Origin of the sequence: Pseudomonas sp. FP2196 (genome assembly GCF_030687715.1) — a bacterium.
Lineage (GTDB): Bacteria > Pseudomonadota > Gammaproteobacteria > Pseudomonadales > Pseudomonadaceae > Aquipseudomonas.
Map to the genome: position 1 here is coordinate 4,744,257 of NZ_CP117445.1, position 23,303 is coordinate 4,767,559.

The window sequence follows — 23,303 nt, forward strand, 5'->3', positions numbered from 1 at the left end:
CCGCCTCCGTCAGGCACTTCAGGCAATCCCGCCAACGCGCAGACCACTAGAAGCGTGTTTCAGAAAAAGGGCGTGAATTCTAACGAAAAAACCCGCGACAGGCGCGGGTTTCTTCCAAAGGGTCAAGCAACTTACATTCGTTGCAGATCGCGTTGGGCCAACTGAGCGGCAGATGTGCCCGGATATTGGGCAACAACCTGCTGCAGAATGCCTTTTACCTTGTCGTTATGACCCAGGCGGCGCTCTACATCAGCCAGCTTGTACAGCGAGTCCGGCACTTTGGCGTGCTTGGGATACAGTTGCGAAACCCTGGCAAATGCTTGACCTGCACCTTGCAGATCACCTTTGGCCAGGTTCACTTCACCCAACCAGTATTGGGCGTTGCCCGCATATTGGCTGTTCGGGTATTTGCGCAGGAAAGCGGCGAAAGCCTGGCTGGCCTTGTCGAAATCCTTGGCTTTGATCAGGTCGAAAGCGGCATCGTAATACAGCTTTTCCTTGGCCGGATCACCCGGTTCGCTACTCGCAGCAGGTGCCTGGGCAGCAGCCCCGGCGCCAGCGGCAGCACCGGCAGCAGCACTTGCATCGCCACCGGTAGAAGAATTCTCAGGAGTCGCGGCAGGTGCAACACCGGATCCTATGCGCCGATCAAGATCCTGGTATCGCTCCAGGGATTCTTGCTTCATGCGCGCAACCTGATTCTGCAGTTCTTCAATCACACCTTGCTGGCGCGAAATCTGATCCTGCATTTGTTGCAGTTGGTTGAACAGCATGCCTTGTGCCGAGGCAGGGGCCGAAGCCGCTCCCCCGGCATAGGCGCCGTTCGTACCGTAACCCGCAGGCGGATAACTACTCCCGCTATTGTTATAACCGGAGTTGTCATCGACCACAGGAACCGCAGCCAACGCCGCAAGCGGCGCGAGGCTGAGAGCCAGAACAGTTACAGCACGACGGCACGTTCGCATATCGAATTACTTACGCAGTTCGACGCGACGGTTTTGAGCCCAGGACTGCTCGTCGTTGCCGGTAGCAACTGGACGCTCTTCGCCGTAGGAAACCAGTTCCAGCTGAGCTGGGGAAACACCTTGCAGTACCAGGTAGCGTTGAACGGCTTTCGCACGACGCTCGCCCAGTGCCATGTTGTACTCACGAGTACCACGTTCGTCGGTGTTGCCTTCCAGAACAACGCGAGCGCCGTTTGCTTTCAGGTCTTTGGCGTGAACGTCCAGAGCGCGCATGGCTTCTGGCTTCAGGTCCGAGCTGTCGTATTCGAAGTAGAAGGTGGTGATTGCGCGCAGAGCAGCTTCTTCGCTCAGGGAACCGTCAACGGCACCAGTGTTTGCGCCGTAACCAGCGTTTGGATCAACAGCGCCTTCACCGGCGTTGTCGCCGCCTTTGGACGAGCAACCTACAGCTACAGCCATGGCCAGAGCCAGCGCAGCAAATTTACCAAACTTCAGCATTTCCATCGTGAAACTCCTAATGAACCCCAGTGTGTTAAGTAAAACGTGTAGCGCCCGCTCACTTCAGGTAAGGGGACCAGGACGGTTCTCTGACTTCGCCTTGAGCGGTAGGAAGCGGGAGCCTAACGCGTCCATTGATGGACACGAGCATCAAGACTCCCCGGCCCTGTTGGCGGGTGGCGTAGATTACCATGGTGCCGTTGGGCGCAACAGTGGGTGACTCGTCCAGAGTGCTATCAGTGAGGATCTTTACACTACCTCGCTGCAAATCCTGGGCCGCCACCTTGAAATTGGTGAAACCGTCTTGACGATGGATCATCACCAAAGTCTTTTCATCAGCCGACAGTTTCGGGTTGGCGTTGTAGTTGCCCACGAACGTCACACGCTCGGCACCGCCGCCGCTGGCGCTGGTTTTGTAGATCTGCGGCTTGCCGCCACGGTCCGAGGTGAAGTAGATGGTCGAGCCATCCTTGCCCCAGTACGGTTCGGTGTTGATGCCCGGGCCCGCAGTGACACGATTGATCTGACGCGAAGCCAGATTCATGACGTAGATGTCCGGGTTACCGTCTTTCGACAGCACGAACGCCAGACGATCGCCATTCGGGGACCAGGCTGGTGCGCCATTCAGGCCTTCGAAGTTGGTGATCTGCTCACGGCGACCGGTGTCGATGTTCTGCATGAAGATCCGCGGACGCTTCTGTTCAAACGACACGTAGGCGATGCGCTTGCCATCCGGCGCGAAGCGCGGCGACAGGATCGGCTCACGCGATTGCAACAGAGTCACGGCGCGCGCACCGTCATAGTCCGAACGCTGCAGGGTGTAACGGGTGTTCTTCTCGGAGAAGCGTTCAGCCGTTACGTACAACAGACGGGTCGAAAACGCACCTTGAATACCGGTGAGTTTTTCGAACGACTGGTCCGAGATGAAGTGCGCCATGTCGCGCAATTGCTCGGTAGTGCCGGAAACACTGCCGTCAGCCACTTTCTGCTCGGTGGCAACGTTGAACAGCGCCCATTGCACCTGCAGGCGACCGCCCGCTGGAGCGATGCTGCCGACCATCATGTATTGAGCACCCACCGCCTTCCAGTCACGGAAGATGATTTCGCTCGGCTGGCTTGGCTGGCTGATCATGTTTTGCTTTGGAATAGGCGAGTAGTAGCCCGAGTTGCGCAAATCGTTACCAATGATTTCAGCCATGTCGTCCGGCAGCACGGCACCGCCCTGCATGCCGAACGGTACAACGGCGATCGGAGTAGCCCGATCGCTGCCGCTGGTGACCAGAATGTTCTTTTCATCAGCCATCGCGATCCCTGCCATGCAGCAGATCACGACCAGCATTCCTCGAAGAAGGTTTCTCACAAGGCTAGATCCTCAGGTGTGAATGTCATCTTGAATGAACGATACGGAGCGAAATCGCTCGGCTTCATTCCCTGCATTTCTGTCAAACGTCCAATATTCTTGACCGCTGCGACTGCCGAAGCATCGAACGGACCGTCGCCACTGGATTTGGCCACGCTGACCGAAGTCACCGTACCGTCCGGCAACATGCCGATCTGCAGCACCACCGTCATGCCTTTGCGTGCTGAAGGTGGGCGAGCCCAGCCCTCTGCTGCTCGCGCACGAATCAGGTCATCAAAACTGCCCGCGACTTCGTCACCCTGCTCATCGGCCAAGGCCTGCTGACGCTGTGGCGTGTCGGAAAGCAAATCTGCCAAGGCCTGAGCCTTTTTGTCTTCGGTAGATTTACGTGCCGCATCCTGCGCTTTCTTCTTCGCAGCATCGGCAGCAGCTTTCTTCTTCGCTTCGTCGGCGATTTTCTTCTTCGCCTCTTCAGCTTCAGCTTTCTTCTTGGCGTCTTCGGCGGCTTTCTTCTTCGCGTCTTCGACAATCTTCTTCTTGGCTTCTTCAGCGGCTGCTTTCTTGGCCTCTTCTTCAGCAGCCTTTTTGGCTTCTTCTTCAGATTTCTTCTTGGCTATATCAGCCAATTGTTTCTCTTCTGCCTTCTTGGCTTCGGCGGTCTTCTTCGCTTCATCGGCTTTTTTGGCTTCGTCAGCCTTTTTCGCCTCGTCCGCTTTTTTCGACTCGTCGGCCTTCTTGGCTTCCTCGGCCTTTTGAGCCGCTTCTTCTTTCTTTTGTTCCGCAGCTTTCACCGCTTCCTGCTCGACCTTTTTCTGCTCCATCTGCTCGACTTCGGTCTGGCGCGCGGCGGATTTCTTCGCCTCACCCGCAATCTTCTGATTGGTCTGGGTGGTTGCCTGACTTTTCGATTTCAGTTGGTACAGGGTCGCCTGGACAATCGGCTTGGCCGGCGGCAGCTCTGGTGTAAACGCGAAACTGACAAACAGCATGCCGAACACCAGCACGTGCAAGACAATCGCCCAGACACTAGGCCAGAAGAAGCTTTCCGAGGCGGACGGCTCTCGCTGTTGCTGCATCAGGGAGCCTCGGTAATCAAACCAACATTACCGACCCCGGCTTTCTGCAACCCGCCCATGGCGCCCATGACGGAACCATAATCGACGGTTTTATCACCGCGAATAAAGACCTGGGTACGCTTGCCGTTACCGTTGCCGGCCGCGATGATTTTGGTCACCGCATCGGTCATCTGCGGCAGGGTCAGAGCCCTGTCCTGTTGCTTTTCGGTGTCGACTTCGCTGCCAAGGTTCCAGTAATAGGTCTTGTCAGCCTTGATCGAAATGGTCAGGACCTGGGTGTTGTTGTCCTGCGGCAAGGCTTCGCTGGAAACCTTGGGCAGATCAACTTTCACGCCCTGATTGAGCATCGGCGCGGTTACCATGAAGATGACCAGCAGCACCAACATCACGTCGATGTAAGGCACCACGTTCATCTCGGCGACCGGCTTGCGCTTTTTGCGAGCTCGAGCGATTAAAGCCATTGGAAATTACCTGCTTATTCTTCGCTGGTGTGCACTTTGCGGTGCAGGATCGCCTGGAATTCATCGGCGAAGGTGTAGTAACGGCCCAGCAGGGTTTCGCTGCGAGCTGCAAAACGGTTGTAAGCGATTACTGCAGGAATTGCCGCGAACAGGCCGATCGCCGTGGCGATCAGTGCTTCGGCAATACCCGGGGCCACAGTGGCCAGGGTGGCTTGCTGGGCGCTGGCCAGACCGCGGAAGGAGTTCATGATGCCCCAAACGGTACCGAACAGGCCGATGTACGGGCTGACCGAACCAACGGTGGCGAGGAACGGCAGGCTCTGCTCCAGCTTCTCTTCTTCGCGGGAGATGGCCACACGCATGGCACGGGCCACGCCTTCCATCACCGCCTCAGGATCGACACCTGGCTGCTGACGCAGACGGGAGAACTCTTTGAAACCGGCGCGGAAGATTTGCTCGACGCCCGAATCCGGATCCGGGTTGCTACCCGCCTGACGGTACAGCTTGGACAGATCGATACCCGACCAGAAGCGCTCCTCGAAGCTCTCCAGGGCGCGTCGACCGGCACGCAGCAGGTTGCTGCGCTGAAAGATCATGATCCATGAGGTCACCGATGCGGCCACCAGAGTCAACATTACCAACTGCACCACGATGCTGGCATTGCTGACCAGGCTCCACATGGAGGAATGGTCGACGACGTTAGCTTCCACGCTTTATCTCCTGCTTTGAGTGTGTACCCGGGCCGCCCGCGTCGGCGAAGGCCGCACGCAGGTCTTCGGGAAGGGCCCGGGGTTTCAAACTGTTAGTGCGCACACAGGCCACCAAAAACTGCCCTTCGCAGAGCAGCACATTATCCGCAGCCCGCCTGACCTGCTGTTTAAAGCGCAGGCTGGCGCGGTTCAATTCGATTACTTCAGCGCTTACCAACAGCTCGTCGTCCAGTCGCGCCGGCGCGTGATAGCGCGCTTCGCTGGAATGCACGACAAACAACAGATCCTCCCCTGCCAGCTGCGATTGGGCAAAGCCCAGCTCGCGGAGCCGCTCGGTTCGAGCCCGTTCCATAAACTTGAGGTAATTAACGTAATACACGATGCCGCCCGCATCGGTGTCCTCGTAATAAACGCGACAACGATGTGCGAACGGCTCAAGCCCGTTTTGCGCGCGCATACTCTAGTGCTTACTCCTCAGGTTGCCAATCCGGCCAGGCAACTGTTTTTCATTGTTCAAAGGCTTTACCGCAAAAGTACCGTCCTCAGACAGTACAAACCCTGAATAAATCGACAACAAATGTGTATTAATCGTCCACGGCATCGAGAAACTCGTCTGCCACGGGCATTTCACCCATTCGTGACGGAATGTTTAAACCGAAATGCAGATACGCATGCCGCGTCACCACCCTGCCCCGTGGTGTGCGCATGATGTAGCCCTGTTGAATCAGGTATGGCTCAAGCACATCTTCAATGGTGTGGCGCTCTTCGCTGATCGCAGCGGCGAGGCTGTCGATCCCCACCGGGCCGCCATCGAACTTCTCGATCATGGTCAGCAGCAAGCGCCGGTCTTGATGATCGAAACCGTGTTCGTCGACGTCCAGCAGGTTCAACGCCAGATCGGCAACCGACTTGGTGATGTGCCCCTTGGCGCGAACTTCTGCGAAATCGCGCACGCGGCGCAGCAGACGGTTGGCGATCCGCGGCGTACCACGGGCGCGACGAGCAATTTCGAAAGCGCCTTCCGGATCCAGGGGCAGACCGAGGATATTCGCCGAACGACTGACAATCGTCGACAGGTCAGCCGTGCTGTAGAACTCAAGACGCTGGACGATACCGAAGCGGTCACGCAACGGGTTGGTCAGCATGCCGGCGCGAGTGGTCGCGCCGACCAGCGTGAACGGCGGCAGATCGAGCTTGATCGAACGCGCTGCCGGCCCTTCGCCGATCATGATGTCGAGTTGGAAATCTTCCATCGCCGGGTACAACACTTCTTCAACGATCGGCGACAGACGATGGATTTCGTCGATGAACAGCACATCGTGCGGCTCAAGATTGGTCAGCAACGCCGCCAGATCACCCGGACGCTCGAGAACCGGCCCCGAGGTGCTCTTGATCGATACACCCATTTCCTGAGCGATGATATTGGCCAACGTGGTTTTACCCAGCCCAGGCGGGCCGAAGATGAGCGTGTGGTCGAGGGATTCGCTACGGCCACGGGCGGCCTGGATGAACAGTTCCATCTGCTCGCGCACGGTCGGCTGGCCGATATAGTCGGCCAGACTGACCGGGCGAATAGCCCGGTCCTGGACTTCTTCGCGCTCGCGCGGGCTGTGCGCGGCGGCGATCAGACGATCAGCTTCAATCACTTAAATCATTCCCTTCAGGGCGCGGCGGATCATGTCTTCACTGCTCAAATTCTTGTCCTTGATTGCGGAAATCGCCTTGCTCGCTTCCTGCGGCTTGTAACCCAGGGAAATCAGTGCGCTGACCGCATCGTTCTCGGCGGTGTTGACCGGCGCCGGGCCGTCCGGCTGGTTCGGCACCAGGGCAAACATGGCCGGCGAGGTTTCCCAGGCCTTGAAGCGATCTTTCAGTTCGACCAGTAAACGCTCGGCGGTTTTCTTGCCAACGCCCGGCACCTTGGTCAGGGCCGAGGTGTCCTGGGATTGCACGCAGCGGATCAACTCGTCGACTTCCAGACTCGACATCAATGCCAGAGCCAGTTTCGGCCCCACACCATTGAGACGGATCAACTCGCGAAAAAAGTCTCGCTCACGCTTGCCGGCAAAACCATAGAGCAATTGCGCGTCTTCGCGTACGACCAAATGAGTATGCAGGGTCAGCGGCTCACCGACCGACGGCAACCGATAAAGCGTGGTCATGGGCACTTCCAGCTCATATCCGAGGCCGTTTACATCCAGAATCAGGTGCGGCGGCTGTTTCTCAGCCAGGGTGCCGCGCAAGCGTCCAATCACGTTTCAGATCCTTGAGCGTTGGCCAGCCGTGGGCTGGCGACTGACGGAAGGCGAGCTTCAGGCCGACGACACAGGCGCAAAACCCACCTTCCGGGAAATTTGATTGCTGATGCTATCAGAGACGCAGGCGCCCGCCACGACTGCGTGCCGTTCCCAAGCCATGCGGCAGCAGACTGGAACGGGTGTGCGCGTGACAAATGGCAATCGCCAGAGCGTCCGAAGCATCGATTTGCGGTTTGCTGGTCAGCTTGAGCATGTGCATGACCATCATCTGCACTTGCTCCTTATTCGCTGCGCCGGTGCCAACCACGGCCTGCTTGACCTGGGTCGCCGTGTATTCGGCGATTTCCAGACTCTCTTCGGCGCCAGCGACGATGGCGGCTCCGCGGGCCTGCCCCAGTTTCAGCGCAGAATCGGCGTTTTTCGCCATGAACACCTTTTCGATGCCCATGGTGACCGGGCCGTAGGTCTGAATGATTTCGCGTACGCCGCGATAGACGATTTGCAGACGCTCATGTAACTCGCCCGCGCCAGTGCGAATACAACCGGAGGCCACGTAGATACAGCCACCGCGGCCGGTATCGCGAACAATGCCGTAACCGGTGATACGCGAACCGGGGTCGATACCAAGAATTAAAGTCATAACGCCTGCGGATTCGGAAAAAGCACGAAATTCAATACAACGAATAACAAATGTGGGAGCTGGCTTGCCAGCGATGACAGTGTGTCAGGCAACATCTTTATCAGATGTGCCGACGCCATCGCTGGCAAGCCAGCTCCCACATTGAATCGTAGTCGCTCTTAACCGAGCTGAGCGGCCACGTCTTCCGGAATGTCTGCGTTGGAATAGACGTTCTGCACGTCATCCAGGTCTTCAAGCATGTCGATCAGCTTCAGGACTTTCTCCGCGCCTTCCAGGTCCAGCTCGGCGCTGGTGGTCGGCTGCATCACGATCTCAGCATCATCACCCTTGAAACCAGCAGCTTCGAGGGCGTTACGCACGGCGTAGAAACTGGTGAACGAGGTGAACACATCGATCGAACCGTCTTCGTGGGTAACCACGTCATCGGCGTCGGCTTCCAGCGCCGCCTCGGTCAGAGCGTCTTCGTCGATGCCCGGGGCGAAGCTGATCTGACCCTTGCGCTCGAACAGGTACGCGACCGAACCGTCGGTGCCAAGGTTGCCGCCACACTTGCTGAACGCATGGCGCACAGCGGCTGCGGTACGGTTGCGGTTGTCGGTCATGCACTCGACCATTACCGCCACGCCGCCGGGGCCGTAACCTTCGTAGGTCAGTTCTTCGACGTTGTCCGCTTCGGTCGCACCGGCGCCGCGCGCCACGGCACGGTCGATGATGTCGCGACTCATGTTCGCGCTCAGCGCCTTGTCCAGGGCCAGACGCAGACGCGGGTTGGAGCCTGGATCACCGCCACCCTGACGGGCCGCAACGGTCAGCTCACGGATCCACTTGGTGAAGATCTTGCCTCTCTTGGCATCCTGACGTTCTTTGCGGTGCTTGATGTTCGCCCACTTGGAATGACCTGCCATAACTCGCTCCGAATTCTCTTTGAAACGTTGCCCGCCGCGCATAACCGCGCCGGCCGGCAAACAAAAAAATCTCGACCTGCTCTCTATAGAAAGAAAAAAGGCGCATCCGAAGATGCGCCTTCAGGCCCGTCTTACTCAGCCTTTGGCGTTTCGCGCAAACGAATGTGCAGCTCGCGCAGTGCCTTGGCGTCCACCACACCCGGTGCTTGCGTCATCACGTCGGCAGCACTCTGGGTTTTCGGGAAGGCGATCACTTCACGGATCGACTGGGCGCCGGTCATCAGCATTACCAGACGATCCAGACCGAAGGCCAGACCACCGTGCGGCGGAGCACCGTACTTCAGCGCGTCGAGCAGGAAGCCGAATTTCTCTTCCTGTTCCGCTTCGTTGATACCCAGCAGACGGAACACCGACTGCTGCATTTCCTTGCGATGGATACGGATCGAACCGCCACCCAGTTCGGTGCCGTTCAGCACCATGTCGTACGCGCGGGACAGAGCGCCGGCCGGGTTGGCTTCAAGCTCTTGCGGCGTGCACTTCGGTGCGGTGAACGGGTGGTGCAGCGCGGAGAAGCTGCCGTCGTCGTTCTCTTCGAACATCGGGAAGTCGACGACCCACATCGGCGCCCATTCGCAGGTCAGCAGGCTCAGGTCATGACCGAGCTTGATACGCAGTGCGCCCAGCGCTTCGCTGACGATCTTGGCCTTGTCGGCACCGAAGAACACGATGTCGCCATCGACCGCACCCACGCGATCGAGGATCACGTTCAGGTTGGCTTCCGGGATGTTTTTCACGATCGGCGATTGCAGGCCTTCAACACCGGCGGCACGCTCGTTGACCTTGATGTACGCCAGGCCCTTGGCACCGTAGATACCGACGAACTTGGTGTAGTCGTCGATCTGCTTGCGCGGCATGCTCGCCCCGCCTGGAACGCGCAACGCGGCGATGCGGCATTTCGGGTCGTTGGCCGGGCCGCTGAACACCTTGAAGTCGACTTCTTTGAGTTGATCGGCAACGTCTACCAGTTCCAGCGGGTTACGCAGGTCTGGCTTGTCGGAACCGTAGCGGCGCATGGCCTCTTCGAAAGTCATGTGCGGGAAATCGCCGAATTCCAGACCCAGCACTTCCTTGAACAGGTTGCGGATCATTTGCTCGGTCAACCCCATGATCTCTTTTTCATCGAGGAAGCTGGTCTCGATGTCGATCTGGGTGAATTCCGGCTGACGATCGGCACGCAGGTCTTCGTCACGGAAGCACTTGGCGATCTGGTAGTAACGGTCGAAGCCAGCGACCATCAGCAGTTGCTTGAACAGCTGTGGCGATTGCGGCAAGGCAAAGAACGAACCGGCGTGAGTACGGCTTGGCACCAGATAGTCACGCGCGCCTTCCGGCGTTGCGCGGGTCAGGATCGGCGTTTCGACGTCGAGGAAGCCGTTCTCGTCGAGGAAGCGACGGATGCTGGTGGTCATGCGCGAGCGCAGACGCAGCTTCTCGGCCATTTCCGGACGACGCAGGTCGAGGAAGCGATAACGCAGGCGGGTTTCTTCGCCGACGTCGGAGAACTCGTTCAGCGGGAACGGCGGGGTCTCCGACTCGTTCAGCACTTCCAGCTCGTAACCCAGCACTTCGATCATGCCCGACGCCATGTTGGCGTTGGTGGCACCGGCCGGACGCAGGCGAACCTTGCCGGTGATCTTCACGACGTATTCGCTGCGCACGCGATCGGCAGCGGCGAAGCTCTCGGCGCGATCCGGATCGAACACTACCTGGGCCAGACCATCACGATCACGGATATCGAGGAAAATCACCCCGCCGTGGTCGCGGCGACGGTGAACCCATCCGCAAAGGGTAATTTCCTGGCCTTCCAGGCTTTCGTTCAGTTGGCCGCAATAGTGGCTGCGCATCATGGTAGTGGTTCGCTTCTCGTAATTCGAAATTCGGTGGAGATCCCGCCGCACTCAAGCAGTCCGGAAACTCACGCGTGTCGTTCGACCTGGGTTTGAACCCTAGTCAGATTTGTCGCCACCGGCCAGATTCTTCTTGGCTCCGGTCTTGAAATCGGTTTCGTACCAACCGCTGCCGCTGAGGCGAAAGCCCGGCATGGACAGCTGTTTCTTGAGCTCTGGCGCCTGGCAGGCAGGGCAGTCGACCAACGGTGCTTCGCTGATCTTTTGAATGGCTTCCAACTGATGACCACAGGAAGCACATTGGTAATCGTACATCGGCATGGGGGTGTCTCGGCGATCAGATTGCCACCGCGCGCAGGGCTTTGCGGCGAAAGAGCGGGATTATATCCATTAAATGCGGCCTGTGCAGCCGTAAGACTGCACAGGCCGCGACCTCCTTTACAACCGCTGTTTCAATGGCAGGGCTTCCTTGGCCCTGTTCATGACGCACACTACCCGCACCAGCGCGCTGAAATTCTTCACCCCGCCGTGCCGCAGATGCACTTCACGGTCGACGTGGGACAATAACGAACTGACCGAACAACAATTGTCTGCTGCCATGTCGCCAAGGATGTTCCAATAAACCTGTTCCAGTCGCAGGCAGGTTGCGAATCCGTTCAAACGCACGGATCGCGACAGCGGCTGGACCAATGACATGTCGAAATCGTTGATGAACGGATCGAATTTCAATTCATGCGGCAAGCCGACAATCCTGTCGCCTCGCCTGTCTCCCTCTACCATATCGGTGACACTCCTTTGTCATCTCTGCCTGTTTTGGAAGCCACAAGCTGTGACTTCATAAAAGCGCAGACGCAAAGTTATATCCAGATGACTTATTGACCATCACCGTAGGATAAGCCAACGATAGCGGTAAGATTGCGGACAGCGCGCGAGCCGGCCTCAGGCAAGCCCGCGCTTACTTACGGGTTACGCTTCCAGCAAAGCGCGCAACATCCACGCGGTTTTCTCGTGAACCTGCATACGCTGGGTCAGCAGGTCGGCCGTCGGCTCGTCACTGACCTTGTCGAGCAGCGGGAAAATGCCGCGCGCGGTGCGGGTCACAGCTTCCTGACCGTCGACCAATTGCTTGATCATGTCCTCGGCGCTGGGTACTCCCACCTCCTCTTTAATAGAAGACAGACGTGCGTAAGTCGCATAAGCGCCCGGCGCCGGAAAGCCCAGCGCGCGAATGCGCTCGGCAATCGAGTCCACGGCCAGCGCCAGTTCGTTGTATTGCTCTTCGAACATCAAGTGCAACGTACGAAACATCGGGCCTGTGACGTTCCAGTGGAAGTTATGGGTTTTCAGATACAGCACGTAGGTGTCCGACAGCAGCCGCGACAGCCCTTCGACGATGGACTTGCGATCTTCTTCACTGATACCGATATCGATTGCCATGTTTACCTCCTAGCGGCGATTGAATTCATCCAACAGGTGCAACCCCACTCTAGCAAGGCTGCCGGCACCCCGCAGCCCCGAAAGCCTGAACAGGCTGCGACAAATCGCCCGTACCGCTGCCACTGGCCGGGCTGATTTGAGTAGCTGCAGGCTTTGCTGTTAAATAGGCAGTGTGTCGCCATGCCCCATTTTCCGGGGTGTTGCGCATAGGCTGATGCCGTGTACGTGTCCACCGCCTCTTATTTTGTTCCGAAGCGAACCGTGCGCCTTCAGCTCTTCCTTGTGAGCCGTCATAACGTGAGCCAATCAAAATGTTGAAAATCGTCCACATGCTAATGGGCGCAGCGGCCTTGCTGCTGTCGTTCATACCTAGTTTGAAATCCGAAGCCGTTCCCTACCTGCAACAACCCGATGCACTTTACCTGGCCTTTTTCGGCCTGCTGAACCTGGTGATCGCTCCAGTGATTCCTTACTGGAACAAAGGCCCGCGCCAGCATCTGCAAAACCTTGTCAGCGCTCTTCTGGTGCTGACTGTCGTCCTGCAAACCTTGACCCTGATCGCACCGATGCCTGTCATCGCCGGCCAGCCCGCCGTATTGTTCAGTCTGGTGATTGCCCTGGTTGCGGTGATCCTGCACCTGGCCGTCAGCTTCTATCGATCTTCACCGGCTGCCGCACCGACCAACTACGACATGACCAACCGCGATACCGGCACCGTCAAGTGGTTCAACACTTCCAAAGGCTTCGGCTTTATCTCCCGGGATTCCGGCGATGATATTTTCGTGCACTTTCGTGCGATCCGTGGCGAAGGCCACCGGGTTCTGGTCGAAGGCCAGCGCGTTGAGTTCTCGGTGATGAACCGGGACAAGGGTTTGCAAGCCGAGGACGTGATCGCCGCTCTGCCGCGTCGCTGATCCAAGGCCCCAAAAAAAACCGCGAGCAGCGTGCTGTTCGCGGTTTTTTTATGCCCGAAGAAAAGCGCTCGCCTCAATAGTGCGGTGGCGGCGCTTCTTCTTCAAAGGACTCGAACTGCCCGACCATTTCTTCCTGGCGCTTGAGCAGTGCGGCCATCTGCAATTGCAGACGCTCAACCACTCGCTGCTGCGCCACCAGCACATCGTTCAACGCCTGAATGGTGTCATCCTGAAACGCCAGACGGCTTTCCAGGTCGGTAACGCGATCTTCAAGGCTCATGATTCAGCCCTCCACAAATGTGAAATCTTCAGTCAGCACCACGCGCAATTGCTCGCGAATGGCGGCCACCTGTTCGTCGCTATAAGGTTTGGCCGGGTGCTTGCCCCATACAGGCGCCGGCCACGCTGCATCATCGCGTTTACGCACAATCACATGCATGTGCATCTGACTAACCACGTTACCCAAGGTCGCGACGTTCATTTTGTCGGCATCGAACAAGTCCTTGAGCAACTCCGCCAGCGCCGTGGTTTCCAGCCAGAGCTGTTGCTGATCGGCGACATCCAACTGAAACAACTCGGTGATATCGTCCCGACGTGGCACCAGAATGAACCACGGGTAGTTGGCGTCGTTGGACAGCAGCAGACGGCAGAGCGGGAAGTCACCAATGGTCAGCGTGTCCTGTTGAAGTCGTGAATCTAAAGCAAACACTACGCGCACTCCCGGCTGATCTACATTAATCAGCTTAGCGGCCTTGCCCAAGGGCAACTCGCCAAGCGACAGACCGGCAGCATACCTGCGAAAGCGCTCGCCTTCACGACTACAGACTCTGCCACTCTCTCGACGCCCCGGCATGTGACATTTTTCGACGCCCTGCACCAGTACGGAACCCGAATTGACAAGCAGCCTGCTGAAATGACCGAAAAACAGTCACCCGCTCATGGTCAGTCACAAACTGAACTGTATGAATCCGGTACAGCCCGTAAATTTTTTGCACCAAAACCGCACAGTGCGTCTACGCTCAGTGCGGCAGGCATCCGCCAAATACTCACTGGCGGGGTGAACCGGTAACGTTTTTGGTTGTCCCGCGCTGTGAACGGAGTGACAACACCATACGAACAATCGCGTCAAGCCCTGAAAGAATGGGGATTGGGGCCCCGTATTTATGAGGTTTTTACCGGTAAAGACAGGCGCTCAAAAAAATAACCGCACCAACATCGCGGTTTGTGCACGTTTGTTGCATTCGTACTCATATGGACTATAAGCGCACCACGGGAAGTGGGAGCCTTAAGGCCAACAAAAACAGTGGCAGGGTTGCCCGATGGAGATTCAAGTGTTTTGCCAGGGACTCTTTTTTAGCGATGCAAACGGCTAAAAAAACAGCGAGAAAGTTGTCGGCCCGGTTGCATCGGTACTGTGAATTTGCGACATCTACAAAGCCATCTGCGACAGTGTCGTAAAGAAGGTGAAAGGTTGGATTCGCAAGTATCGCCAACAATGTCGGCGTGATATAAGTTTGCGCCGACACAAAAAGAAAGAGCCGCCCAGATAATAAAACAGGTGGGACGGCAGTACTCTTCTAAAAACCAAAGGAGCAAATCACGATGCGCGTGATGAAGTGGAGCATGATCGCCCTGGCTGTTGCAGCAGGCACCTCGCAGTTCGCAATGGCTTCTTCCCAAGACGAGTCCAAAGGCTTCCTGGAAGACCAGAGTCTGAAACTGAAGACTCGTATGGAATACATGAACCGCGACTACAAAAACGGCGCGGGTAACGTTTCCAACGGTGATGGCACTTTCAAAAGTGGCTATCGCCAGGACACCGGTGTAAGCCAACTGCTGACTTACGAGTCGGGCTTTACTCAAGGCACCGTAGGCTTCGGCCTCGACGCCATGGCCATGGGTTCGGTCAAACTGGACGGCGGCTCGGGTCGTCGCGGTAACGGCCTGTTCGCCAACGACAGCGATGGCAACCCGGAAAAATCCCAAGGTAAAATTGGCGGCGCAGTCAAATTCCGCGTATCCGACACCGTTCTGAAATACGGTCAGCAATTCGTTGCAAGCCCGGTTTTCGCCACTGACGACAGCCGTCTGATTCCAGAAGTCGCTACCGGTACCCTGATCACTTCCAAAGAGATCAAAGGTCTGGAGTTGAGCGCAGGTCGCTTCACCGCGCTGAGCAAGCAAACAGGCATGGGCCGTGACAGCATCGGCGGCCTGCCAGATGAAGATGGCAATGGCGGCAAAGGCCTGACCAACATCAACATCTTCGGTGCCAGCTACTCCTTCACCGATAACTTCACCGGTGCTTTGGCTGCTTCCGACGCTGACGACTACTTCAAGAAGTACTACGTCAACCTGAACTACACCTTGCCAATCAACGACGAGCAGTCGCTGAACTTCGACTTTAACGGCTATCACACCAAAGGCGATAGCCGCGGTGACCTGGTTGACGCGATCGGCGACGGCACCACTGGTGTAGACAACAATCTGTGGTCCCTGGCTGCTGCGTACAGCATCGGCGCCCACAAGTTTACCCTTGCTCACCAGCGCTCCAGCGGCGACAACGCTTACTACTACGGCGTTGACGGTAACAGCACCATCTTCGTTGCCAACTCCATTCAGATCTCCGACTTCGTGGGCCGCGACGAGCGCTCCTGGCAAGCTCGCTACGACCTGAACATGAAAACCTACGGCGTACCAGGCCTGAGCTTCATGACCCGTTACGTGATGGGTGATCACATCACCACCAACGGTCTGGGCGAAGGCAAGGAAAACGAGTGGAACGCCGAGTCCAAGTACGTGATTCAGGAAGGTCCAGCCAAAGACCTGTCGTTCCGTCTGCGTTATGCCATGTACCGCTCGAACGGCGCGTACAGCGGCTACTCGTCTGACAACAACGACACCCGTCTGATCGTTGAGTACCCACTGAACATTCTCTAATAAGGGATGTGCAGCTGACGTACTGTAGAGCACTGCTCTAACAAGAACCGCTCACCTGATTCAGGTGAGCGGTTTTTTATGCGTGAAGAAACTTGCATTCTTACAACAAGATTAGCCAGCTATCTATTAGCCAGCAAACTTTTATAGCAGACATAAAAAACCCAAGAGCGCGAAACACTCTTGGGTCTGACATTAATTAACTGACCGCAAAGCCAGGTATCATTGTTGTTACTGCACAGCGTTTTCCTGAACTACGCGAATCACCCGCTGCGGAAAAGGAATATCGATGCCAGCAGTTTTTAAACGATCACGGGACTGCTCGTTAAACATGAACATCACATCCCAGTAGTCTGCAGTTTTAACCCACACACGCAGAGAAACGGTGATCGAACTGTCACCCAGCGTCGAAATCACTGCCTGCGGCGCAGGATCCTGCAGAACACGCTCATCCTTGGCCAGATCCAGCAGCACCTGACGGGCCTTTTGCAGATCCGCTTCGTAATCCACGCCCACATCGAAGACAACCTTGCGGGTTGGCTGACGGTTGGTGTTGGTGATGATGCCGTTCGACAGGTTACCGTTCGGCACGATGATGGTCTTGTTGTCACCGGTACGCAGCACGGTGTGGAAAATCTGGATACTGTCGACCGTACCCGACACACCCTGGGCCTCGATCCAGTCACCGATACGGAACGGACGGAACAGCAGAATCAGCACGCCGCCAGCGAAGTTCGCCAGGCTACCCTGCAAGGCAAGACCGATAGCCAGGCCGGCAGCACCGATCGCCGCAACGAACGAGGTGGTTTCAACACCGATCATCGAAGCGACGCTGACAATCAGCAGCACCTTGAGAATGATGTTGGCCAGGCTGCTGATGAAGCCTTGCAGCGCCAGGTCAGCGTTACGCAGGGCCAGCAGACCGCCGAGTTTTTGCGTGACCTTGTTGATCAGCCACCAGCCGATGGCCAGGGTAATCACTGCCAGCAGCACGCGGCTGCCGTATTCCATGATCATCGGTATCCACGCCTGGGATGCCTTGACCAGGTGGTCCACCTCAGCATTCAAATCCATGTTCTATCTCCTGATTTCCGGCCATTCGGCACGCGAAAGATAAGCGGCAGAAAACCGCCGGGGTGTACATAAATCAAATGTGGGAGCGAGCCTGCTCGCGAAGGCGGTGTGTCATTCAGCAATGAGGTTGACTGACACGCCGCCTTCGCGAGCAGGCTCGCTCCCACAGGTCCGCCGATAAAGCTTAGTCGCGGAAGTTGTTGAACTGCAGTGGCATGCCGAATTCCTTGGCACGCAGGGCCGCGATGGCTTCTTGCAGATCGTCACGCTTCTTGCCGGTGACACGAACCTGCTCGCCCTGAATAGCAGCCTGCACCTTGAGCTTGGCATCCTTGATGTGGCCGACGATTTTCTTCGCCAGCTCCTTGTCGATGCCTTCCTTGAGCACGGCGTCCTGCTTCATCAGCTTGCCCGAGGCGTACTCGTCTTTGACTTCAAGGCACTGCACGTCGATCTTGCGCTTGACCAGCGCCAGCTTGAGGATTTCGATCATCGCTTCCAGCTGGAACCCGGCTTCAGCAGTCAGGCTGACGGTCAGGTCCTTTTCCTTGAATTCGAAGCTGCCTTTGCCTTTCAGGTCATAACGACGATCGAGTTCCTTCACGGCGTTCTCGACCGCGTTGGTGAGTTCGTGTTTGTCCAGTTCGGATACCACGTCGAACGACGGCATGTAATCTCTCCAATAAAAAGGCGCGCTCGATGTGGATGGAGCGCGCTTGGCTTGCGGTTAAAATCGGGCTCATTATAACGGGTCTTTTCCTGTCGACACGGCGAGCCGCACATGCCTGCACCCATTCGAGCAAAAAACTGATGTCCACCCTTTGGCATGTTCTCGGCGCCGGCAGTCTCGGCACTCTGTGGGCCACACGTCTGGCCCGGGCCGGGTTGCCGGTCAGGCTGATCGTGCGCGACGCGATGCGCTTGCGCAGCTATAACGCGGCGGGTGGTTTGACGCTCGTGGAACAGGGACACGCCAGCACTTATTCAGTTCCCGGCGAAACCCCGGACAGCCCGCAACCGATCCGACGCCTTCTGGTGGCCTGCAAAGCCTACGACGCCGAAAGCGCGGTCGCCCGCCTCGCCCCGCGCCTGGCGGCCGGTGCCGAATTGATCCTGCTGCAAAACGGCCTCGGCAGTCAGGACGCTGTCGCCGCGCAAGTGCCGCAGGCGCGCTGCATCAGTGCCTCCAGCACCGAAGGCGCCTTCCGTGATGGCGACTGGCGCGTGGTGTTTGCCGGTCACGGTTACACCTGGCTCGGCGATGTCGCGCATCCGGTAGCCCCCATCTGGCTGGATGATCTGGACGCCGCGAAAATCCCTCACGAGTGGAGCACCGACATCCTCACCCGGCTGTGGCGCAAACTGGCCCTCAACTGCGCGATCAATCCACTGACCGTCCTGCACAACTGCCGCAACGGTGGCTTGCAGGCGCATCATTGCGAAGTCGCCACGCTGTGCGCCGAGCTGGCTGAATTGCTCGAACGTTGCGGCCAACCGGCGGCGGCCGACAACCTGCAACAGGAAGTCGAACGTGTCATTCAGGCCACCGCAGCCAATTACTCATCGATGTATCAGGACGTGGCCAACAGGCGCCGCACAGAGATCAGCTATCTATTGGGCCACGCCTGCAAAGTCGCCGCGCGTCACCAGTTGAACCTGCCGCACCTCAGTCAATTGCAACAACGTCTGGTCGCACATCTGCAAAGCCTCGGATTGCCCAGCGACTGAGCAGCGGCTACGCTGGCCACTTGTTCCTTTGCTGCGATAAACCTGATGCCATTGCGCCAGCGCCTCGAAAACCTGCCGGTCGGCCAGAAACTGCTGGCCGCCCTGCTGGTGCTGTTGACCACTGTCCTGCTGGTCGCCAACCTGACCTTTATCAGCGCCGCCTATTACATCTCCCAGGAAAGCATGGCCCCACAGGCCTTGCAGACCATCGGCCGGTTGATTTCCAATCCGAGTCTGGTCAGCGAAGCCCTGCAATCACCGCAGAGTGCCGAACGGCTGCTCAAGGAGCTCGACAGCTATTCTCCACTGCGCGCTGCCGCCCTGTATGACGGCAAGGGCGAAAGGCTCGCGCAAGTGCAGCACGGTGACAAACTCAATCTGCCGGAACGTTACCGGCACATTGAGGCTTGGCAACTCACCGAGTTTCGCAGCAATCAACTGATCACCCTGCCCCGCCCCGGCACAGCGCCGGGCCATCTATTACTGGTCGCCAGTAGCGAATTGCCGATGGCGTTCTACACCGGCACGCTGACGGCCAGTCTTGGCATCCTGATCTTCAGCGTGCTGCTGTGGCTGGTGATTGCCCGGCAAATCAAGCGGCTGATCACCCGGCCGATCCATCAGCTTGAAGAGTTGTCGCGTCAGGTGACCCGCGAAGAGAACTACGCCCTGCGCGCTTCGCGCGGTAACCACGACGAAATCGGCAGCCTCGCCGAAGCGTTCAACACCATGCTCTCGCGTATCGAAGCCCGGGAACAGCAACTCAAGCGCGCCCGCGATGACTCGCAAGCCGCTTACGATCAGGCTCAGGGCCTGGCCGAGGAAACCCGCCACACCAACCGCAAGCTGGAACTGGAAGTCCAGGTGCGCAGCAAGATCGAGAAGAAACTCACGGGCTTCCAGAACTACCTCAACAGCATCATCGACTCGATGCCGTCGGCGCTGATCGCCCTTGATGAACAGCTCTACGTCACCCAATGGAACCAGGAAGCCAGCGCCCTCTCCGGCACCCGGCTCGACGAAGCGCTGAACCAGCCGATATTTCTCGCCTTCGAGCCGCTCAAGCCGTTTCTGCCGCAGCTCAAGCAGACCGTCGAGCAACACACTGTGGCGAAAATCGAACGCGTGACCTGGTTCAAGGACGAAGAGCCCAAGCATTACGCACTGACGTTCTACCCGCTGATGGGCGGCGCCGGGCGTGGTGTGGTGATCCGCATCGACGACATCACCCAGCGTCTGTCGCTGGAAGAGATGATGGTGCAGTCGGAAAAAATGCTCTCGGTCGGCGGCCTCGCGGCGGGCATGGCCCATGAAATCAACAACCCGCTGGGCGCGATCCTGCATAACGTGCAGAACATCCGCCGGCGCCTGTCAGCGGATCTGCCGAAGAACCTCGAAACCGCCGAGCAACTGGGCATCGAGCTGGACACGGTCAACCGTTATCTGCAAGGCCGGGAAGTCCCGAAACTGCTCGATGGCATTCAACAGGCCGGAGCGCGGGCAGCAAAAATCGTCACTCACATGCTCAGTTTCAGCCGGCGCAGCACTCGGCAAATGGCCCCGTGCGATCTGCCGGCACTGATCGATCAAGCGGTTGAAATCGCCGGCAACGACTTCGATCTGGCCATCGGTTTTGATTTCAAGGGTCAGGCGATCATCCGCCAATTCGACCCGGCGCTGGGGCCGGTGCCGGGCACGGCCAACGAGCTGGAACAAGTGCTGCTCAATCTATTGAAAAACGCCGCACAGGCCATTCATCAGCGCGAAGACGACAGCGAACCGGGGCGGATCATCCTGCGTACCCGACTCAATCCGCCGTGGGCCGAGATTCAGGTCGAGGACAACGGCATCGGCATGAGCGAGAACGTGCGCAAACGCACCTTCGAACCGTTCTTCACCACCAAGGAAATCGGTCAGGGCACAGGCCTTGGCTTGTCAGTGTCGTACTTCATTATCACCAACAACCACAAAGGGCAGATGGAAGTGCAGTCAGCGCCCGGGCAAGGCACATGCTTCACCTTGCGCCTGCCGCTGGCCCAACCCACTGCCATCGCTGCAGAAACCAATCAATTATCGAGGTAACCCATGGGCTTTCGCCTGTCGAAAATCTACACCCGCACCGGCGACAAAGGCGAAACCGGCCTGGGCGATGGCCGCCGTGTGCCCAAGGATCACCCGCGTATCGAGGCGATTGGTGAAGTCGATACGCTGAACAGTCAGGTGGGCGTGTTGCTGGCCGGACTGCTTGCCGAGCGTGAAGCTACGCCTGGCTTGAATGAGCTGATTGAGGTGTTGGCGCCGTGTCAGCATCGGCTGTTCGATCTGGGTGGCGAGTTGGCAATGCCGGAATACCAGGCACTGAACGAGGCGGAAATCGAACGGTTGGAAGCGGCGATTGATGTGTGGAATGAGGAGCTGGGGCCGCTGGAGAATTTCATTTTGCCGGGCGGCTCGATGCTGATTGCTCAGGCCCATGTGTGTCGCAGTCTGGCGAGGAGTGCCGAGCGGCGCTGTCAGCATTTGAATGCGATCGAGCCGTTGGCCGGGGTTGGGTTGGCGTATATCAATCGGTTGTCGGATTTGTTGTTTGTGGCGGCGCGAGTGATTGCGCGGCGGCAAGGGATTGCGGAGATTTTGTGGCAGCCGGCGCCAAAACCTCAGGATATATAGCGCCTGTCAGGACGCTATCGCTGGCAAGCCAGCTCCCACAGGGTTTTATGTCACTCACAAATGTTGGGTACACACTCAAACCTGTGGGAGCTGGCTTGCCAGCGATGACGCCAGCAGCCTTTACAGAGAATCTGGCCAGAACGCCCGAATCCCCGCCACACCCTGCGCACCAACACCCCAGGCCTTTTCGCGCTCAGCCGGGCCAACCCCGCCCAGCACGAACACCGGTTTGCTGAAGCCCTCGATCAACGTCGAAGCCTGCTCCCAGCCCAACGGCTGCGCATCCGGATGAGTCAACGTCGGCTGCACCGGCGACAGGGTCACGAAATCGACGCCCATCTGTTCGGCCAGCGCCAGTTCTTCGGCGTTATGGCAAGACGCCGCCAACCAACGCTCCGCGGGCAACGGGCGCCCCGCCGCTGCGTACTTGCGCAGTTGCGCGGCGGTAATGTGCCAACCGGCGGACGGAAAATCACCGAGCCATTCGAACGGCCCCTTGATCATCAACTGCGCCTTGCCCGCACACAGACCGGCCGCATCCACTGCCAGATCACGGTACTTCGGATCGTAGCCATTGGGCGCACGCAGCTGGATCAATTTGATCCCGCCGGCAATTGCCTTCTGGATGCCACGTAACAACGCCGGGGTTTCCAGATCTTCCGGAGTAATAAGGTATTCGGCTGGCAAACGTGCCGCGGCGACGATTGGCTGGTTGGCCGCCGGAAACTCGTAATTTACGAGCTCCTTCGCGGTCACCCAGGCCAATGGCTGACCTTCGGCACCGTGGGGTTCGCCGCTGAAGCTCGAGACTTCCCAGACATCCAGCAACACCTGTTTGTCCGGGTAATCGTGACGCACCTTGATCAATGGCCGGGCAGCGCCAACGACGATGCCCAACTCTTCGTGCAGCTCTCGGGCCAGCGCGGTTTCGACCGACTCGTCAGCCTCGACCTTGCCACCGGGAAACTCCCACAAACCACCCTGATGCTGGATGTCGGCACGGCGGGCGATAAGAATCTTGCCACTGTCGTCACGAATGACGGCAGCGGCGACATGTACGCGTTTCACGGGGTCAACTCCTCCAGTCCAGCCTTTTGCCAGGCCTTGAAGGCCGGCCATTGGTAGACGGTTTCAACATAGGCTTCGTCGGCGGTCGGCAGCTTCACCTGATAGGTGCGCAAGCGCACGGCAATCGGGGCGAAGAACGCATCAGCCAGACTCACACGACCAAACAGGTACGGCCCGTCTTCAGTGGCGACGGCACGGCATTCAGCCCACAAGGCGAGCATGCGCTCGATATCGACCTTCACTTCTGGCGGCACCGGGTTCAGCGGCGCGTTGTGGCTCAGGTTGAACGGCATGTGGTTGCGCATGGCGAAGAAGCCGCTGTGCATTTGTGCGCAGGCAGATCGGGCTTGGGCGCGAGCGAAGAGGTCGGTTGGCCACAGCTGTTCAGACGGGAACTGCTCGGCCAGGTATTCGGCAATCGCCAGGGAATCGGCAATGGTTCCGCGGGCGGTTTGCAGCAGCGGCACCTTGGCGGTCGGCGAATGCTTGAGTATCCGCTCGCGGGTATCAGGCTTGCCGAGCTTGATCAGCTCTTCGGTGTAGGGCGCGCCGGTCAGTTCCAGCGCCAGGGCGGCGCGCAGGGACCAGGAGGAAAGCAGTTTGTCGCCGATGATCAGGTGCAGGGACATAGTGTGGCGCCTTTTCGTCAGTGGAAGCTTCAAGACTTGTGGTGTCTGAGCGGCCGCCATCGCGAG

26 protein-coding genes are annotated in these 23,303 nt (G+C 58.1%); 5 read left to right on the top strand and 21 right to left on the bottom strand.

Annotated features, from left to right (window positions below; genetic code table 11):
• Positions 1-131: 131 nt before the first annotated feature.
• The 15 genes from ybgF to PSH79_RS21335 form a co-directional block, all read right to left on the bottom strand.
• Positions 132-965, bottom strand: coding sequence for a tol-pal system protein YbgF (gene ybgF / locus PSH79_RS21265; RefSeq protein ID WP_305439433.1), 834 nt, complete (start codon positions 963-965; stop codon positions 132-134).
• A gap of 6 nt (positions 966-971) precedes the next feature.
• Positions 972-1,469, bottom strand: a complete 498-nt coding sequence (pal, locus tag PSH79_RS21270; protein WP_003178634.1) for a peptidoglycan-associated lipoprotein Pal — start codon at positions 1,467-1,469, stop codon at positions 972-974.
• Between the two features lie 52 nt (positions 1,470-1,521).
• Positions 1,522-2,802, bottom strand: a complete 1,281-nt coding sequence (tolB, locus tag PSH79_RS21275; protein WP_305444041.1) for a Tol-Pal system beta propeller repeat protein TolB — start codon at positions 2,800-2,802, stop codon at positions 1,522-1,524.
• Between the two features lie 17 nt (positions 2,803-2,819).
• Positions 2,820-3,899 (bottom strand): cell envelope integrity protein TolA, encoded by a 1,080-nt coding sequence (tolA, locus tag PSH79_RS21280; RefSeq protein ID WP_305439434.1) that lies wholly within the window; start codon positions 3,897-3,899, stop codon positions 2,820-2,822.
• Positions 3,899-4,351 carry a protein TolR gene (gene tolR / locus PSH79_RS21285; protein WP_305444044.1) on the bottom strand — a complete coding sequence of 151 codons (453 nt, stop codon included), beginning with the start codon at positions 4,349-4,351 and terminating at the stop codon, positions 3,899-3,901. The genes tolA and tolR overlap by 1 nt, the downstream gene beginning before the upstream one ends.
• Positions 4,352-4,374: 23 nt before the next feature.
• Entirely contained in the window at positions 4,375-5,070 is a 696-nt protein-coding gene (gene tolQ, locus PSH79_RS21290) for a protein TolQ (protein WP_008080223.1), read from the bottom strand.
• Positions 5,060-5,527, bottom strand: coding sequence for a tol-pal system-associated acyl-CoA thioesterase (ybgC, locus tag PSH79_RS21295; RefSeq protein ID WP_305439435.1), 468 nt, complete (start codon positions 5,525-5,527; stop codon positions 5,060-5,062). Before ybgC ends, tolQ begins: the two co-directional genes overlap by 11 nt.
• A 127-nt stretch (positions 5,528-5,654) precedes the next feature.
• The gene (gene ruvB / locus PSH79_RS21300; RefSeq protein WP_187679767.1) at positions 5,655-6,716 is read right to left on the bottom strand and encodes a Holliday junction branch migration DNA helicase RuvB; all 1,062 of its coding nucleotides are present in this window, start codon (positions 6,714-6,716) and stop codon (positions 5,655-5,657) included.
• Complete coding sequence (gene ruvA / locus PSH79_RS21305; RefSeq protein WP_123467207.1) at positions 6,717-7,325, bottom strand: Holliday junction branch migration protein RuvA; 609 nt, start codon at positions 7,323-7,325, stop codon at positions 6,717-6,719. It abuts the gene before it with no gap.
• A 115-nt stretch (positions 7,326-7,440) separates the two neighbouring features.
• On the bottom strand, positions 7,441-7,968 hold the full coding sequence (gene ruvC, locus PSH79_RS21310) for a crossover junction endodeoxyribonuclease RuvC (protein WP_007951206.1): 528 nt from the start codon (positions 7,966-7,968) through the stop codon (positions 7,441-7,443).
• A 158-nt stretch (positions 7,969-8,126) separates the two neighbouring features.
• Positions 8,127-8,873: a YebC/PmpR family DNA-binding transcriptional regulator gene (locus tag PSH79_RS21315; RefSeq protein ID WP_095188024.1), complete on the bottom strand. Its 747-nt coding sequence runs from the start codon at positions 8,871-8,873 to the stop codon at positions 8,127-8,129.
• A gap of 131 nt (positions 8,874-9,004) precedes the next feature.
• Complete coding sequence (aspS, locus tag PSH79_RS21320) at positions 9,005-10,780, bottom strand: aspartate--tRNA ligase (protein ID WP_187679768.1); 1,776 nt, start codon at positions 10,778-10,780, stop codon at positions 9,005-9,007.
• A 99-nt stretch (positions 10,781-10,879) separates the two neighbouring features.
• Positions 10,880-11,101 (bottom strand): FmdB family zinc ribbon protein, encoded by a 222-nt coding sequence (locus PSH79_RS21325; RefSeq protein ID WP_003227532.1) that lies wholly within the window; start codon positions 11,099-11,101, stop codon positions 10,880-10,882.
• Between the two features lie 117 nt (positions 11,102-11,218).
• A complete protein-coding gene (locus tag PSH79_RS21330) occupies positions 11,219-11,560 on the bottom strand; it encodes a ribbon-helix-helix domain-containing protein (protein ID WP_305439439.1) in 342 nt (113 codons plus the stop codon).
• Positions 11,561-11,746: 186 nt separating this feature from the next.
• A complete protein-coding gene (locus PSH79_RS21335) occupies positions 11,747-12,217 on the bottom strand; it encodes a Dps family protein (RefSeq protein WP_034153422.1) in 471 nt (156 codons plus the stop codon).
• A 311-nt stretch (positions 12,218-12,528) separates the two neighbouring features.
• Between PSH79_RS21335 and PSH79_RS21340 the strand changes: the two genes are divergently transcribed.
• Entirely contained in the window at positions 12,529-13,131 is a 603-nt protein-coding gene (locus PSH79_RS21340; protein ID WP_305439440.1) for a cold-shock protein, read from the top strand.
• 73 nt (positions 13,132-13,204) lie between these two features.
• Here the strand turns inward: PSH79_RS21340 and PSH79_RS21345 are convergent, their stop codons facing one another.
• On the bottom strand, positions 13,205-13,411 hold the full coding sequence (locus PSH79_RS21345) for a SlyX family protein (protein WP_095188019.1): 207 nt from the start codon (positions 13,409-13,411) through the stop codon (positions 13,205-13,207).
• Between the two features lie 3 nt (positions 13,412-13,414).
• Complete coding sequence (locus PSH79_RS21350; protein ID WP_305439441.1) at positions 13,415-13,840, bottom strand: HIT domain-containing protein; 426 nt, start codon at positions 13,838-13,840, stop codon at positions 13,415-13,417.
• An 893-nt stretch (positions 13,841-14,733) separates the two neighbouring features.
• On the opposite strand from PSH79_RS21350, the gene PSH79_RS21355 reads away from it, so the two are divergent.
• The gene (locus PSH79_RS21355) at positions 14,734-16,071 is read left to right on the top strand and encodes an OprD family porin (protein WP_305439443.1); all 1,338 of its coding nucleotides are present in this window, start codon (positions 14,734-14,736) and stop codon (positions 16,069-16,071) included.
• A gap of 228 nt (positions 16,072-16,299) precedes the next feature.
• Here PSH79_RS21355 and PSH79_RS21360 read toward each other — a convergent pair whose 3' ends face one another.
• Positions 16,300-17,142 (bottom strand): mechanosensitive ion channel family protein, encoded by an 843-nt coding sequence (locus tag PSH79_RS21360; protein WP_305439444.1) that lies wholly within the window; start codon positions 17,140-17,142, stop codon positions 16,300-16,302.
• A gap of 184 nt (positions 17,143-17,326) precedes the next feature.
• Complete coding sequence (locus PSH79_RS21365; protein ID WP_042560649.1) at positions 17,327-17,812, bottom strand: YajQ family cyclic di-GMP-binding protein; 486 nt, start codon at positions 17,810-17,812, stop codon at positions 17,327-17,329.
• A gap of 140 nt (positions 17,813-17,952) precedes the next feature.
• Here PSH79_RS21365 and PSH79_RS21370 point away from each other — a divergent pair, with 140 nt between their 5' ends.
• Genes PSH79_RS21370 through PSH79_RS21380 form a run of 3 tightly spaced genes read left to right on the top strand, consistent with a single transcriptional unit; the run spans position 17,953 to position 21,540 of the window.
• Positions 17,953-18,870: a putative 2-dehydropantoate 2-reductase gene (locus PSH79_RS21370; protein ID WP_305439446.1), complete on the top strand. Its 918-nt coding sequence runs from the start codon at positions 17,953-17,955 to the stop codon at positions 18,868-18,870.
• Positions 18,871-18,915: 45 nt separating this feature from the next.
• Positions 18,916-20,952 (top strand): PAS domain-containing sensor histidine kinase, encoded by a 2,037-nt coding sequence (locus PSH79_RS21375; RefSeq protein ID WP_305439447.1) that lies wholly within the window; start codon positions 18,916-18,918, stop codon positions 20,950-20,952.
• A 3-nt stretch (positions 20,953-20,955) separates the two neighbouring features.
• A complete protein-coding gene (locus PSH79_RS21380) occupies positions 20,956-21,540 on the top strand; it encodes a cob(I)yrinic acid a,c-diamide adenosyltransferase (RefSeq protein ID WP_305439449.1) in 585 nt (194 codons plus the stop codon).
• 120 nt (positions 21,541-21,660) lie between these two features.
• Here the strand turns inward: PSH79_RS21380 and PSH79_RS21385 are convergent, their stop codons facing one another.
• Complete coding sequence (locus PSH79_RS21385) at positions 21,661-22,608, bottom strand: Nudix family hydrolase (protein ID WP_305439450.1); 948 nt, start codon at positions 22,606-22,608, stop codon at positions 21,661-21,663.
• Positions 22,605-23,237, bottom strand: a complete 633-nt coding sequence (locus PSH79_RS21390) for a glutathione S-transferase family protein (protein ID WP_305439451.1) — start codon at positions 23,235-23,237, stop codon at positions 22,605-22,607. Before PSH79_RS21390 ends, PSH79_RS21385 begins: the two co-directional genes overlap by 4 nt.
• Positions 23,238-23,303: the final 66 nt, after the last annotated feature.

Coding starts and splice junctions, on each gene's coding strand:
- ybgF (WP_305439433.1), bottom strand. CDS start 965: ATGCGAACGTGCCGTCGTGCTGTAACTGTTCTGGCTCTCAGCCTCGCG.
- pal (WP_003178634.1), bottom strand. CDS start 1,469: ATGGAAATGCTGAAGTTTGGTAAATTTGCTGCGCTGGCTCTGGCCATG.
- tolB (WP_305444041.1), bottom strand. CDS start 2,802: ATGCTGGTCGTGATCTGCTGCATGGCAGGGATCGCGATGGCTGATGAA.
- tolA (WP_305439434.1), bottom strand. CDS start 3,899: ATGCAGCAACAGCGAGAGCCGTCCGCCTCGGAAAGCTTCTTCTGGCCT.
- ybgC (WP_305439435.1), bottom strand. CDS start 5,527: ATGCGCGCGCAAAACGGGCTTGAGCCGTTCGCACATCGTTGTCGCGTT.
- ruvC (WP_007951206.1), bottom strand. CDS start 7,968: ATGACTTTAATTCTTGGTATCGACCCCGGTTCGCGTATCACCGGTTAC.
- PSH79_RS21315 (WP_095188024.1), bottom strand. CDS start 8,873: ATGGCAGGTCATTCCAAGTGGGCGAACATCAAGCACCGCAAAGAACGT.
- aspS (WP_187679768.1), bottom strand. CDS start 10,780: ATGATGCGCAGCCACTATTGCGGCCAACTGAACGAAAGCCTGGAAGGC.
- PSH79_RS21325 (WP_003227532.1), bottom strand. CDS start 11,101: ATGCCGATGTACGATTACCAATGTGCTTCCTGTGGTCATCAGTTGGAA.
- PSH79_RS21330 (WP_305439439.1), bottom strand. CDS start 11,560: ATGGTAGAGGGAGACAGGCGAGGCGACAGGATTGTCGGCTTGCCGCAT.
- PSH79_RS21335 (WP_034153422.1), bottom strand. CDS start 12,217: ATGGCAATCGATATCGGTATCAGTGAAGAAGATCGCAAGTCCATCGTC.
- PSH79_RS21340 (WP_305439440.1), top strand. CDS start 12,529: ATGTTGAAAATCGTCCACATGCTAATGGGCGCAGCGGCCTTGCTGCTG.
- PSH79_RS21345 (WP_095188019.1), bottom strand. CDS start 13,411: ATGAGCCTTGAAGATCGCGTTACCGACCTGGAAAGCCGTCTGGCGTTT.
- PSH79_RS21355 (WP_305439443.1), top strand. CDS start 14,734: ATGCGCGTGATGAAGTGGAGCATGATCGCCCTGGCTGTTGCAGCAGGC.
- PSH79_RS21360 (WP_305439444.1), bottom strand. CDS start 17,142: ATGGATTTGAATGCTGAGGTGGACCACCTGGTCAAGGCATCCCAGGCG.
- PSH79_RS21365 (WP_042560649.1), bottom strand. CDS start 17,812: ATGCCGTCGTTCGACGTGGTATCCGAACTGGACAAACACGAACTCACC.
- PSH79_RS21370 (WP_305439446.1), top strand. CDS start 17,953: ATGTCCACCCTTTGGCATGTTCTCGGCGCCGGCAGTCTCGGCACTCTG.
- PSH79_RS21375 (WP_305439447.1), top strand. CDS start 18,916: ATGCCATTGCGCCAGCGCCTCGAAAACCTGCCGGTCGGCCAGAAACTG.
- PSH79_RS21380 (WP_305439449.1), top strand. CDS start 20,956: ATGGGCTTTCGCCTGTCGAAAATCTACACCCGCACCGGCGACAAAGGC.
- PSH79_RS21390 (WP_305439451.1), bottom strand. CDS start 23,237: ATGTCCCTGCACCTGATCATCGGCGACAAACTGCTTTCCTCCTGGTCC.